Genomic DNA, 12,709 nt, shown 5'->3' with positions numbered 1-12,709 from the left:
TAGGCGGGCAGCGCGAGTTGCGCGCCGATCAGGTGCTGCGCCTGCTTTTCGTGCGCCGAGAAGGCGGTGAACAGGAAATCGGCATCCGAATGCTCGAAGTTGTAGGCTGACTGCTCGACTTCGTTCTGATGATAGACGTCGCCGTAGGTCAGCCCGTCGGTCCACACCAGGTCATAGACGTTCTCGACGCCTTGCAGGTACATGGCGAGGCGCTCGATACCATAGGTGATTTCGCCGGTGATCGGCTTGCAGTCGATGCCGCCAACCTGCTGGAAATAGGTGAATTGCGTCACTTCCATGCCGTTCATCCAGACTTCCCAACCGAGGCCCCAGGCGCCCAGGGTGGGGTTTTCCCAGTCGTCCTCGACGAAACGCACGTCGTTTTTCTTCAAATCGAAACCAAGCGCCGCCAGCGAGCCGAGGTAGAGGTCAAGAATGTTGTCCGGCGCGGGTTTCAGCACCACTTGATACTGATAGTAGTGCTGCATGCGGTTCGGGTTCTCCCCATAGCGACCATCCTTGGGCCGGCGCGACGGCTGCACATAAGCCGCTTTCCACGGCTCCGGGCCGATGGCGCGCAGGAAGGTGGCGGTGTGGCTGGTGCCGGCACCGACTTCCATGTCGTACGGCTGGAGCAAGGCGCAGCCCTGGTCGGCCCAGTATTGTTGCAGGCGCAGGATGATTTCCTGAAAACTCGGTTTGTGCGGGGTAGTCATGAGCAGCGGCGCGCGGTCGGCGCGAAAAAGCGGAAACCCCCGATTCTACTTTCTTTCCGGGTTTTGGTCAGGAACTGGCAATGGGGGCTGGTGCCACGGGGCGGATACTTGTCAGTTTGGGTATGCGTTTTACTTGGCGTTCCCGGATTCGCCGCTGCGTTGCTGACCTGATTGCGTCAACCGCTGGTGGTTTGGCCTGGTCGAGTCGTCGGGAAGGAGCAAGCAAAGGTGAACACTATTCGTTACGGACGGTTTATTGACTTCTTTAAATAAATCAATAGAATGCGCCGTTTGCTGCAGTGCAGCACCGGATTTTTGGCGCATCGATAAACGATATGCACGCGCCGCCCGGCGGGGATTCCTGCCTGTTTTCATCGACTGAAAACCCCGGTGCCGTACCGACTTAAACCATTGCCGGCGGGTGTTTTTTGCTGGTGATCCAGTTAAGGAGGATGGATGTTTTCTTCTCAAATTACTTCAGGTTTAGCTTCGCCCGCCGTATTGCGGGTCTTTGAGATTTTGTCCCTTGCCGTGAGCAAGAGTTTGATGGTGGCCGGGGCGATTTTCGTTCTTGGTCTGGCCGGCACCTATCAGGGGCATTCCGGTTTTATCGATGGGGTGCGGGCGATGTTTCCGGCCACGGCGCAAGCCGATGAAACCGGGGCAGGTACGCCGATGGGGGCACATACGGATGTGCTCGATACCGCGGACAGTGCCGCCGCGGACGAGGGGCAGCGTTTATTGCCCAGCATGCGCCAGGCGCTGGCTTCAGTGGCCAAGCGTTACCGGGTGTCGAATGAAGTTTTGGTACCAATTTTTCTCGCCGCGCAAGACAGTGGGCGTGAGTTGGGGCTTGATCCTTTGTTGATCATTGCGGTGATCGGCGTGGAATCTGGTTTTAATCCATTTTCACAAAGCGTGGTCGGCGCGCAGGGTTTGATGCAGGTGATGCCGCGCTTTCATAGCGACAAATTGCCGGAAGATGCAGGGGCTTTGCCCTTTTTCGATCCGATTACCAATGTCCAGATCGGTGCCCGCATCCTGCGCGAATCGATTGCCCGTAACGGCGGCCTGGTGCCGGGTTTGCAGCAGTTTGGTGGAGCCATCAACGATGTTGAACAACGCTATTCGAGCAAGGTGATGCTCGAGCGTCAGCGTCTGGAAGCAGCAGTGCAGCCGCTGAAGCGCCGCGCCTGAGGGACAAAGTAGCATGGTTGTCAGCATTCGTTAGCTTTTATGCGGGAGTGGCGCGTCATGGTGAAATAAAAAAACCGGCTGTTTTTTATAGAGCCGGTTTTTTCTTGGAATGCGTCCAGAGCGCTTGGGCGGACGCGCTGTTTCAATAGGTTTAATCTGCTACATAAGCGTCGTTGTGATCACGTTCTGCAATTAACAGGCAGCGGATATTTTCACGGCCGACCTCATCAATGACCATGCGTCGCGCATCTTCCATGTCGTTGGCGTTGCGGACGTAAAACAGCTGCGTTTGGTTATCTTTGAAACGCGCTCCGGCGAAGTATTCCACTTTCTTGCGCGGCGTATTTTTTAATCTTTTCTTCGGTGTTCCACCTCCAGCTTTCGATCCCATGGCTCCTCCTGAAATGATAAAAATGAAGCAGGGCTAACAGTGTGCTTGCCATGGTCATAAGTCAACATGAAAAAATCATTTTTTGTTGTTGATTAGGAAAAATTAAAAATCAATTTTCTGGGCGTTCTGCTCATGAATTGAGATGGGCACAGAAGACGTTCGCGATCAGAAGCTGGAGCGCTTGCACGAGAGGTGCGGGCACATTGGGCTGTCGAAAACAGCCTGCATTGGTGCATGGATGTGGCCTTCGCCGGCGATCAGATGCGCGCCCGCACCGGCTATGCCGCTCACGACCTCGCCGTCTTGAAGCACATCACCCTCAACATCATTCGCCTCGACCCCATCAAACGCAAGGGCAGCATCAAAACCAAACGACTTATCGCCGCCACCTCTGACCTCTACCGCGCTCAACTGCTCGGCTTGGCGTGACTTTCATGCGATTGCCCTGGGTGGTGTGGCAGGGGCGCAGCCGATAAGGGCTGCCCCCTATGCCGATCGCAGCATCGCTCCGCGAAACCTGTCAGCCCGTCAGCGGCTTGACCACGCGCTTCACTGCCGTGTCGTCGGGATGCGGGTGGATGGAGAAGCCGAGGCTGGTCATCAGGCGGAACATCTTGCTGTTGGTGGAGAGCACGTCGCCGACCACGGCGCGGTAGCCTTTCATGCGGGCGCAGTCGATGATGGCGGTCATCAGCTTGCGGCCAACGCCGCATTTTTGCCAGTCGTCGCCCACGGCGAGCGCGAATTCGACCGATTCACCGTCCGGATTCAAAACGTAGCGGGCGACGCCGATTTGCTCGTCCTTGCCGGTTTCTTCGTTGTGAATGGTGGCGACCATGGCCATTTCGCGGTCGTAGTCGATCTGGGTGAAACGCACCAACATGGTTTGCGTCAGTTCGCGCAGGGTATCCATGAAGCGGTAGTAGCGCGATTCGTCGGACATATTCTTGACGAATTCCTGCTCCATTTCGGCATCTTCCGGGCGGATCGGGCGGATGGTGACCATTTTGCCGTCGTTCATCTGCCATTCTTGAATCAGGTGCACCGGATAGGGGTAGATCGCCATGTGCGCGTAGCGGTCGCCGGAAGCGCTGGCGGCGTGGTCGATGACGATGCGCGCATCCGCCGCAATCGCCCCGTGCTCGTCCACGATCAACGGGTTGAGATCCATCTCGATGATCCACGGCAGCTCGCAGACCATTTCCGAGATGCACAGGAGTACTTCTTTCAGTGCATCACGATCCACCGGCGGCAGGTTGCGGAATTGATCGAGAATTTTTGAGGTGCGGGTCGACTCGATCAAGTCCTTGGCGAGGAATTTGTTCAGCGGCGGCAGGGCTACCGAACGGTCGGAGAAAATTTCATTGTCAAAACCGCCGGCACCGAAGGTGATGACCGGCCCGAAAATCGGGTCACGCAAAACGCCGATCATGATTTCGCGGCCGTGCGGGCGCGACAGGAAGGGTTCGATTGAGACGCCGTTGATTTTCGCTTCCGGGTGGCGTTTTTGTACGGTATCGACGATGTCGTGATAAGCATTGCGCACGGCCGGCGCATTCTGGATGTTGAGGCGTACGCCGCCGGCATCGGATTTGTGGCGCAGATCAGGGGAATCCACCTTCATGGCCACCGGGAAACCGATCTGCTCGGCCAAGAGCAGCGCTTCGGTGGCGGTGCGGGCGACCATGGTCTGGGCCACCGGCACCTTGAAGGCGCGCAAAATGGCTTTCGATTCCATTTCCGAGAGCACCTTGCGCCGTTCGGCAAGCAGCGCCTCGATCAGCATCTTGGCCCCTTCGGCTTCCGGGCGGCCATGCTGGCGGGTGGGTTCCGGCGTTTGCAGCAGGAGCTTCTGGTTGCGGTAATACTTGGAAATGTGGTGGAACAGTTCGATTGCGGTTTCCGGCATACGGAAGGCAGGAATGCCGGAGTCTTCGAGCAATTTGCGCGCCTCCGCCACCTGCGCTTCGCCCATCCAGCAGCAGATGACGCGCCGGTTGAGTTTGTCGGAAATGCTGATAATGGCTTGCGCGACGCCCATTGGGTCGGTCATGGCCTGCGGCGAGAGCATGACCAGGGTGCTATCGACGTTGCTATCTTCCGAAACGGCGAGCAGGGCGTCACGATAACGCTCGGGAGTGGCATCGCCGCCGATGTCGATGGGGTTGTTGTGCGACCAGTGGGCGGGCAGCACTTTGTTCAGATTGCCGATGGTTTCGGCAGACAAGGCCGCCAGCGGAATATCCAGATCGCCGGCGCGGTCGGCAGCCATGGCACCCGGACCGCCGCCGTTGGTGATGATGGCCAGACGGTCGCCCTGCGGGCGGAATTTGGAAGCCAGCGCCTTGGCGGCGTAGAACAGCTGACCGACGTTCTTTACCCGAACCACACCGGCGCGGCGCACGGCGGCATCGAACACGGTATCGGAAACGGCACTCATGCCCGAATGCACGCGCGCGGCGTGCGAGCCGGCTTCGTGACGACCCGCCTTTAACAAGATGATGGGCTTGATGCGCGCCGCCGAGCGCAGCGCGCTCATGAAGCGGCGGGCGTGGCGGATGCCTTCGACGTACATCAGGATGTAGTGGGTGCGGCTGTCGTAGATCAGGTAGTCGAGAATTTCACCGAAATCGACGTCGGCCGTCATGCCCAGGGAAATGACCGAGGAAAATCCGACCTGGTTGGCCTTGGCCCAGTCCAGCACGGCGGAGCACATGGCCCCGGATTGCGAGACCAGGGCGAGATTGCCGGGATCGGCGGTGATCTTGGTGAAGGTGGCATTCAAGCCCAGCTCGGGGCGGATCACGCCCAGGCAGTTGGGGCCGAGGACGCGCACGCTGTAGGAGCGGGCAATTTCCATCACCTTGCGCTCGAGCGCGGCACCGACATGGCCGCTTTCCGAGAAACCGGAAGCGATGATGATGACGTTCTTGACGCCGCTGCGTCCGCACTGCTCGATAATCTGCGGCACGGTTTGCGGGCGGGTGGCAATGACCGCCATTTCGACGCGCGCACCGATTTCTTCGATCGATTTATACGCCTGCTGCCCCTGAATCGTCTCGTGCTTGGGGTTGATGGCATAGAGCCGCCCTTTGTAGCCCGAGCTGAGGATGTTTTTGAAAATGATGTTGCCGACGGAGTTTTCGCGGTCGGAGGCACCAATTACGGCGACCGATTTCGGTTCAAAAAGTGCAGTCAGATAATGCTGTTCCAACATGAGATCCTCTCAGGGAGCAAGTTTTTGGTGTTGAGAAAGAGGGCTTAGCCGGTAAGGTGACATTCGAGCAGGAAGGATTGCGCCAGCGCCCGGTGTACCGGGCATTTATTGGCGATTTCCAGTAGGCGCTCGCGCTGCTCGCTGCTTAAATCGCCTTCCAGGGTGATCTGGCGCTGAATACAGTCGCGCTTGCTGCCGTCGACATCGATTTTTTGATGCGTCAATTCAACGATTACCTGGCGCAGCGGCCACTCCTTGCGTTCGGCATACATGCGCAGGGTCATCGAAGTGCAGGCCCCCAGGCCGGAGAGAACGAAATCGAAAGGGGCCGGGCCAGCATCGGCACCGCCCATGGCGACGGGTTCGTCGGCAAGATAGTGGTGTTTGCCGGCTTGAACAGCTTGTTGATAACGGCCTTGGCCGTTTTCTTTGACAATGACGGTACTCGACATTTTCTGCTCCAAGAAAGAACCAGCCGGCATCATACCGGTTCTCCCGGTATGCGGCGCGTTCTGCCGCCCAAGTGAGGGGATGCGGGGTTATGGCGGGGTTATGGCCGGCTTTCGATGCCTTCGATATACCCCAGCATGCCGGTCTGGATGTTGCCGGCATTGCCTTCGTCGGTGTCGATGTGCATGGCGAGCCGGAAAGCGGGATTGACGCGCACTACCACGTCGCCAAAAATCAATTCGCGCTCGCCCGCGATGCGCACGCGCACCACGGTGTTGTCGCGCACGCGAAAACGCAGCGCATCGTCCGGCGACATGTGGATGTGGCGCTGGGCGCAGATTACGCCGCGCTCGATTTGCGCGTTGCCGTATGGGCCTTCCAGGGTCAGGCCGGGGGTGCCGGTCAAATCGCCGGATTGGCGAATCGGGGGTTGCACGCCGAGCTTGAATTGTTCGGTCATGGCGATTTCGACTTGGGTTTCCTTGCGTGTCGGGCCGAGTACGCGCACGTTGGCAATGCGTCCCTTGGGGCCGATCAGATGCACTTTTTCCTGGCAGGCATACTGGCCGGGCTGCGACAGTTCGTGCATCGGCGTGAGCTGGTGGCCGGGGCCAAAGAGGGCTTCCACATCGGCTTGCGAGAGATGCACGTGATGGGCCGAAATTTCTACCGGAATCGCCGGCGCTTCTTCCGCCTGAGCTTCCAGCAAAAGGCTGTTGCGTTCGATGGCGCGCAGGGTTTCCCAGGCGATCAGGCGCTCGTCGTCATTGGCGATGACCATGATCTTGACGGGCGAATCTTCCGCAGAAATGATGGCGTGCGATTCAAATTTGCCCAGGTTCTGGCTGAGTGCGCGGTTTTTGTCTTCGTCCAGGCGTATGCCCATCCAGGACAAGCCCTGACAGGCGAGGCTGCGCACCGTGGCGCTGCTCTCGCCGATTTCGCCGGTAAAGGCGAGGACGTCGATGCCGCCCATGGCCGCCGCATAAGCGCCGATGTTTTTGCGCACCTGATAGCAAAATGCCTTGTGCGCCAACAAGGCACGGTGATCGCCTGCCGCCGCGGCGGCTTCAATCGCGTGAATGTCGCCGGAAATACCCGACAGCCCCTTCATGCCGCTTTCGGTATTGATGAGCTCGGACAAGGCCGCCGGGCTCATGCCGTGCGCTTCGATCAAGTGCAGCATGACGGCCGGGTCGATGCTGCCAGAGCGGCTGGGCATGATCAGGCCGTCGGTCGGGGTCATGCCCATGCTGGTGTCGACCGAACGACCGTGGTCGATGGCGCATAACGAGGCACCGATGCCCAGGTGGCAGGAAACGATCTCCAGCTCACCTAAGGGCCGGCCCAGCACTTCTGCCGCCTTCAATGAGACATAGCGGTGGGAGCTGCCGTGAAAGCCGTAGCGGCGGATGCCGTGTTGCTTGTAGAGCTCGTAGGGCAGGCCATAAAGATAGGCGTAGGGGGCGAGGGTCTGGTGAAAAGCGGTATCGAAAACCGCCACCTGCGCGACATTGGGGAAGGCTTTTTGCGCCGCCCGGATGCCGGCGACGTTGGCCGGATTATGTAGCGGGGCAAAGGTGGCGAGCGCTTCGATATCGGCCAGCGTGCCCGGGGTGACGACCACCGCGCTGGCAAAGCGGTTGCCGCCATGCACCACGCGATGCCCGATGGCGACCACATCCGCCGGATGAAAGGTAAACGCCGGGCCGAGCAGGGCGCTCGCCTGGGCGATGGCTTCAAACAGGGTGCTCAGCCGGAAATCCGTACAGTCCAGGGTTTTTTGCTGCGGCCCGACGCGCACGGAAATTTTTGCTTGGGGCGTGTCGACGCCTTCCACTACGCCGAGAATGTCGGCGCCGCTTTCGCGGGTGTCGTAAATGCCAAAGTGGATTTGCTGCAAACCGACGTTCAGGGCCACTACCTTGCCGGCCTGTGCGCCGTGCAAGGCGAGCAGGCCGGAGCCACCCAGCTGCTCGGCTTTTTCGCCCGCCGTCATGGCGCGCGTGCGCTCGGCGAGCTGGCGCGAGAGGTAAGCCACCGCTTTGGGATTCACCAGAATATGCGAAGCAAACACCGCCTGTGGCACCAAAAGAACGAAACAGCGGTTGCCGGCGATCACGTCGGCAGAAATTCTTTCTGCCGTGAGTAGCGCCATGACGCCGAACACATCGCCCGGCCCCAGCTGCGCCACGACATGCCGGCTGCCGATGTTGTCGCTGGTGGACACCTCGGCGTGGCCGCTGATCATGACGCCAAAATGCTGCGTTTCATCCCCGGTTTCCAGCATCGCCTCGTTGCCTTCAAAGGTGGCCAGGCGCGAGCGGGTGAGGATGTCCTCGATTTTCTCGGCGGAAAAACTGGCAAACAAAGGCACTTGTTCAAGGAAAAACTGCTTGAGATCAATTTCGCTCATGTCAAAACTCCGAAAAAACAGGGGGGCCGAGCTTGGGCCTCATCGTCAGCGGCGGCGCATAGGCGCTAAAACGTTATTATGCTGCATCGCAGCAAAATAGTCTTCTGTTATCCTTTGATTCCAGCCGGGTAGGCGGTGGCGCAGGCGCGGTGAGGTAGGGCAGATCAGCGCCACGCCGAGGTATGAAACATTTTTTGGAATAACCCAATGACACTAAAAAAACAAACGCTGCTGGTGACCGGCGGGGCAGGGTATATCGGTTCGCACACGGTGCTGGCGCTGCTGGAGGCAGGGCATGAGGTGGTGGTGCTCGATAATTTGAGCAATAGCTCGCCGCAGTCTTTGGCGCGGGTGGCGCGTCTGGCCGGGCGGGCACCGGTTTTTATCGAGGGCGATATCCGCGATGACACCGTAACGCGCGCCCTCTTTGCCCGTTACTCGATTGATGCGGTGCTGCATTTTGCCGGCCTGAAAGCCGTTGGCGAAAGCGTGCGTGAGCCGTTGCGCTATTACGACAATAACGTCGCCGGTAGCCTGGCGCTGTGTCAGGCCATGGCGGCGGCGGGCGTGTTTTCTTTGGTCTTTAGCTCTTCGGCCACAGTGTATGGCGAGGTGGCGCAGATGCCGATCAGCGAAACCACGCCGACTGGTCGCCCAAGCAATCCTTATGGGCGCAGCAAGCTGATGGTGGAAGAGTTGCTCGCCGATCTGGCGCAATCCGATCCGCGCTGGCGCATTGGCGTGCTGCGCTATTTCAATCCGGTCGGTGCGCACGCCAGCGGCAGCATCGGCGAAGACCCCAACGGCATTCCGAACAATCTGTTGCCCTACATCACGCAAGTCGCCGTGGGCAAATTGGCGCAGCTCACCGTATTCGGTGACGATTATCCGACGCCCGATGGCACCGGCGTGCGCGATTACATTCACGTCGTGGATTTGGCGGCGGGCCATTTGCAGGCCCTCAATGCCCTGCAAACGCGCAGTGGTTGGCAGGTGTGGAATCTGGGTACCGGCCAAGGCTATAGCGTGTTGGAGATGGTGCACGCTTTCGAGGCCGCTTCCGGCCAGGCGGTGCCTTATCGCATCGCGGCGCGCCGGGCGGGTGATGTCGCCCAATGCTGGTCCGATCCGGCCAAGGCAGAGCAGGAATTGGGCTGGTGCGCGCGCCGTGGTTTGCCGGAAATGATGGCCGATGCCTGGCGCTGGCAAAGCGCCAATCCGCAAGGTTATGGCGGCGATTAAAGGCGGGGGTGAAGGCAGATGCAGCGCGCCGTTTAAGCGAGCAGGAGGGCGGCGGCGACTTTGCGGCCTTCGCTGGCGAGGATGTTGTAGGTGCGGCAGGCGGCGGGGCGGTCCATGACCTCGATGCCGACGCCACGGCAAAGAAAGGCGTGCAGTAATTCCGGCGGCGGAAAGCGCAGGCATGGCCCGGTGCCGAGGAGGATGACTTCCACATCCAGCGCGTGCAAGGGCTGCAGGGATTCGGCGCTCAGACTGTTGCTGTCGGCCTGCGTCCAGTCGACGATGACTTTTTCCGGCAGAACGAGGACGTTGCCCGGGTATTTTTCCCGGTTCACGGCGACATAATCGTCTTCGTAGGCGGTGATCAGATGAAGGCCGGCGGCCTGGGTGAGGTGCAGTTTCATTGCGGTGCAGCAAACGGAATAGTAGGATTATACCTTTGCCTCCGGCGCTTTCGCCGCGGTCGCGGATTGGAAAACAGCATGAAGCAGCTCAAAAAATCGGCCAAATTGAATAACGTGCTCTACGACGTGCGCGGCCCCATCGTGGATGCCGCCAAGCAGATGGAGGACGAAGGCCAGAAAATTATCAAACTCAATATCGGCAACATGGCCCCTTTTGGTTTTGATGCGCCGGAAGAAATCCAGCAGGACATGATCCGCAATTTGCCGGATTCCGCCGGCTATTCCGACAGCAAAGGCATTTTCGCCGCGCGCAAGGCGGTCATGCATTACAGCCAGGCATTGGGCATTGCCGGCGTCACCCTGGATGATATTTACCTCGGCAACGGGGCGAGCGAGTTGATCGTCATGGCGACCAATGCGCTTTTGAACGATGGTGACGAACTGCTCGTGCCGACCCCCGATTACCCGCTATGGACTGCCGCAGTTTCGCTTTCCGGCGGCAGCCCCGTACATTACCGTTGTGCCGAAGAAAATGGCTGGTTGCCCGACCTGGCGGACATTCGCGCCAAAATCACCGCGCGCACACGCGGCATCGTGGTGATCAACCCAAACAATCCCACCGGCGTTTTGTATTCCGACGAACTTTTGCGCGGCATCATCGCCATTGCCCGTGAGTACGATCTGGTGCTCTTGGTCGATGAGGTGTACGACAAGGTGTTGTACGACGGTGTCAAATTCACCTCCATGGCGAGTTTGTCCACCGATGTGCTGACGCTGACTTTCAATTCCCTGTCCAAAGCCTACCGTTCCTGCGGTTACCGCGCTGGCTGGATGATCGTTTCCGGCCCGAAGGCGGATGCCAAGGATTACATCGAAGGCCTGAACATGCTGGCCAACCTGAAGCTGGGTTCGAATGTGCCGGGGCAGTGGGCGATTCAGACGGCGCTGGGCGGTTATCAGAGCATCAACGATCTGGTCAAGCCGGGCGGGCGCTTGTGCCGCCAGCGCGATCTTGCCTATGAACTGATTACCCAGATTCCCGGCGTCAGCTGCGTCAAGCCGCAGGCCGCGCTCTACATGTTCCCGCGCCTGGATCCGGCGGTCTATCCGATTGCTGACGACCGCCAGTTTTTCATGGAAGTGCTGCGCGCCACCCGGGTCATGCTGGTGCAGGGCTCAGGCTTCAATTTTCCGGATAACCAGCATTTTCGTATCGTTTTCCTGCCGCACGAAGACGATTTGCGCGAAGCCATTTCCCGTCTGGCCGGCTTCCTCGCCCAATACCGGCAGCGTCATGGCCGGGCAGCGGATTGAACGAGCGGCTTTTTTCTGAATTTTTTTCCTTCTGAGTTTGTGTATCTATCTATGAATCCTATCAATGTTGGCCTTATCGGCATCGGCACCGTTGGCGGTGGCACCTGGACCGTTCTGAAACGTAACGCGGAAGAAATTACCCGCCGCGCGGGGCGACCGATTCGCATTGCGGCCGTGGCCGACAAAAATGTCGAATTGGCGCAAAAAATCACTGCCGGCGAAGCGCGCGTCACCGACGATGCTTTTGCCCTGGTCAATGATCCGCAAATCGACATCATCGTCGAGCTGATCGGCGGCTACGGCGTGGCGCGCGAGGTGGTGATGCAGGCGATTGCCAACGGCAAACACGTCGTCACCGCGAACAAGGCACTGCTGGCCGTGCATGGCAGCGAGATTTTTGCCGCAGCACAAGAAAAAGGCGTTACCGTGGCTTTCGAAGCGGCCGTGGCAGGCGGCATTCCCATCATCAAGGCGCTGCGCGAAGGGCTGACCGCCAACCGCATCGAATGGGCGGCGGGCATCATCAACGGCACCACCAATTTCATCCTCTCCGAAATGCGCGAAAAGGGTTTGCCCTTTGCTGAGGTGCTCGCCGAGGCGCAGCGTCTGGGCTATGCCGAGGCGGATCCTACTTTCGACATCGAGGGTGTTGACGCCGCGCACAAAGCTACCATCATGAGCGCCATTGCTTTCGGTATTCCCGTGCAATTCGATAAAGCGCACGTCGAAGGCATTACCCAGCTCGAAGCGGCAGACATCAAATATGCCGAGCAGCTCGGTTACCGCATCAAGCTCTTGGGCATCACCAAGCGCCAGGAAAATGGCGTGGAATTGCGCGTGCATCCCACCTTAATCCCGGCCAAGCGTCTGATCGCCAACGTCGAGGGCGCGATGAACGCCGTCGTCGTCAAGGGCGATGCCGTCGGCACCACCCTGTATTACGGCAAGGGGGCCGGAGCCGAGCCGACCGCATCGGCCGTCATTGCGGATTTGGTCGATGTCACCCGTCTGGCTACCGCCGACCCGGAGCACCGCGTGCCGCATCTGGCCTTCCAGCCGCACGCCTTGTCCAGCCTGCCGGTGTTGCCGATGAGCGACGTCATTACCGGCAATTACCTGCGTTTGCGCGTGGAAGACAAGGCTGGCGTGCTCGCCGATGTGACGCGCATTCTGGCCGATCACTCGATTTCCATCGACGCCATGCTGCAGCGCGAACCGGAAGAGGGTGAGGGCGAAACCGATATCATCATCCTCACCCACACCTGCCTGGAAAGCGCCGCCATTGCCGCCATCGGCAAGATTGAAGCGCTTTCGGCGGTGAAGGGCGCGGTCAAGCGTATCCGCCTCGAGGAATTGCAGTAA

At 59.3% G+C, this 12,709-nt stretch carries 10 protein-coding genes and 1 pseudogene; 5 read left to right on the top strand and 6 right to left on the bottom strand.

Features of this window, described 5'->3' with window-relative positions; translation table 11 throughout:
- Nucleotides 1–716, bottom strand: a 716-nt coding sequence (locus ACM62Q_RS09080) for a glycine--tRNA ligase subunit alpha (protein WP_415035764.1), incomplete at its 3' end; no start/stop codon positions are given.
- 456 nt (nt 717–1,172) lie between these two features.
- On the opposite strand from ACM62Q_RS09080, the gene ACM62Q_RS09075 reads away from it, so the two are divergent.
- Nucleotides 1,173–1,913: a transglycosylase SLT domain-containing protein gene (locus ACM62Q_RS09075; RefSeq protein ID WP_415035762.1), complete on the top strand. Its 741-nt coding sequence runs from the start codon at nt 1,173–1,175 to the stop codon at nt 1,911–1,913.
- 151 nt (nt 1,914–2,064) lie between these two features.
- Here ACM62Q_RS09075 and ACM62Q_RS09070 read toward each other — a convergent pair whose 3' ends face one another.
- The gene (locus tag ACM62Q_RS09070) at nt 2,065–2,304 is read right to left on the bottom strand and encodes a hypothetical protein (RefSeq protein ID WP_415035760.1); all 240 of its coding nucleotides are present in this window, start codon (nt 2,302–2,304) and stop codon (nt 2,065–2,067) included.
- A 189-nt stretch (nt 2,305–2,493) separates the two neighbouring features.
- On the opposite strand from ACM62Q_RS09070, the pseudogene ACM62Q_RS09065 reads away from it, so the two are divergent.
- Nucleotides 2,494–2,733, top strand: a pseudogene (locus tag ACM62Q_RS09065) (transposase); the annotation flags it as partial.
- Between the two features lie 91 nt (nt 2,734–2,824).
- Here ACM62Q_RS09065 and ACM62Q_RS09060 read toward each other — a convergent pair.
- The 3 genes from ACM62Q_RS09060 to ACM62Q_RS09050 form a co-directional block, all read right to left on the bottom strand.
- Entirely contained in the window at nt 2,825–5,521 is a 2,697-nt protein-coding gene (locus ACM62Q_RS09060) for a GNAT family N-acetyltransferase (protein ID WP_415035758.1), read from the bottom strand.
- 44 nt (nt 5,522–5,565) lie between these two features.
- On the bottom strand, nt 5,566–5,973 hold the full coding sequence (locus ACM62Q_RS09055; RefSeq protein WP_415035756.1) for an OsmC family protein: 408 nt from the start codon (nt 5,971–5,973) through the stop codon (nt 5,566–5,568).
- Between the two features lie 98 nt (nt 5,974–6,071).
- Nucleotides 6,072–8,387 carry an acetate/propionate family kinase gene (locus ACM62Q_RS09050; RefSeq protein ID WP_415035754.1) on the bottom strand — a complete coding sequence of 772 codons (2,316 nt, stop codon included), beginning with the start codon at nt 8,385–8,387 and terminating at the stop codon, nt 6,072–6,074.
- Nucleotides 8,388–8,594: 207 nt separating this feature from the next.
- Here ACM62Q_RS09050 and galE point away from each other — a divergent pair, with 207 nt between their 5' ends.
- Nucleotides 8,595–9,629 carry a UDP-glucose 4-epimerase GalE gene (galE, locus tag ACM62Q_RS09045; protein ID WP_415035752.1) on the top strand — a complete coding sequence of 345 codons (1,035 nt, stop codon included), beginning with the start codon at nt 8,595–8,597 and terminating at the stop codon, nt 9,627–9,629.
- 32 nt (nt 9,630–9,661) lie between these two features.
- Here the strand turns inward: galE and ACM62Q_RS09040 are convergent, their stop codons facing one another.
- Entirely contained in the window at nt 9,662–10,033 is a 372-nt protein-coding gene (locus ACM62Q_RS09040; RefSeq protein ID WP_415035750.1) for an Mth938-like domain-containing protein, read from the bottom strand.
- Nucleotides 10,034–10,111: 78 nt separating this feature from the next.
- Between ACM62Q_RS09040 and ACM62Q_RS09035 the strand changes: the two genes are divergently transcribed.
- Together ACM62Q_RS09035 and ACM62Q_RS09030 are read left to right on the top strand one after the other, a co-directional pair.
- Nucleotides 10,112–11,347: a pyridoxal phosphate-dependent aminotransferase gene (locus ACM62Q_RS09035; protein WP_415035748.1), complete on the top strand. Its 1,236-nt coding sequence runs from the start codon at nt 10,112–10,114 to the stop codon at nt 11,345–11,347.
- Between the two features lie 51 nt (nt 11,348–11,398).
- A complete protein-coding gene (locus ACM62Q_RS09030; protein WP_415035746.1) occupies nt 11,399–12,709 on the top strand; it encodes a homoserine dehydrogenase in 1,311 nt (436 codons plus the stop codon).

It is taken from the genome of Azonexus sp. (assembly GCF_047638095.1).
Lineage (GTDB): Bacteria > Pseudomonadota > Gammaproteobacteria > Burkholderiales > Rhodocyclaceae > Azonexus.
The sequence above is the reverse complement of the archived record's forward strand: the minus strand, read 5'-3'. Positions and strand labels throughout refer to the sequence as shown.

Excerpts from the sequence above, each read along its gene's own strand:
- galE (WP_415035752.1), top strand. The coding sequence starts at position 8,595 with ATGACACTAAAAAAACAAACGCTGCTGGTGACCGGCGGGGCAGGGTAT.
- ACM62Q_RS09070 (WP_415035760.1), bottom strand. The coding sequence starts at position 2,304 with ATGGGATCGAAAGCTGGAGGTGGAACACCGAAGAAAAGATTAAAAAAT.
- ACM62Q_RS09035 (WP_415035748.1), top strand. The coding sequence starts at position 10,112 with ATGAAGCAGCTCAAAAAATCGGCCAAATTGAATAACGTGCTCTACGAC.
- ACM62Q_RS09050 (WP_415035754.1), bottom strand. The coding sequence starts at position 8,387 with ATGAGCGAAATTGATCTCAAGCAGTTTTTCCTTGAACAAGTGCCTTTG.
- ACM62Q_RS09055 (WP_415035756.1), bottom strand. The coding sequence starts at position 5,973 with ATGTCGAGTACCGTCATTGTCAAAGAAAACGGCCAAGGCCGTTATCAA.
- ACM62Q_RS09040 (WP_415035750.1), bottom strand. The coding sequence starts at position 10,033 with ATGAAACTGCACCTCACCCAGGCCGCCGGCCTTCATCTGATCACCGCC.
- ACM62Q_RS09060 (WP_415035758.1), bottom strand. The coding sequence starts at position 5,521 with ATGTTGGAACAGCATTATCTGACTGCACTTTTTGAACCGAAATCGGTC.
- ACM62Q_RS09030 (WP_415035746.1), top strand. The coding sequence starts at position 11,399 with ATGAATCCTATCAATGTTGGCCTTATCGGCATCGGCACCGTTGGCGGT.
- ACM62Q_RS09075 (WP_415035762.1), top strand. The coding sequence starts at position 1,173 with ATGTTTTCTTCTCAAATTACTTCAGGTTTAGCTTCGCCCGCCGTATTG.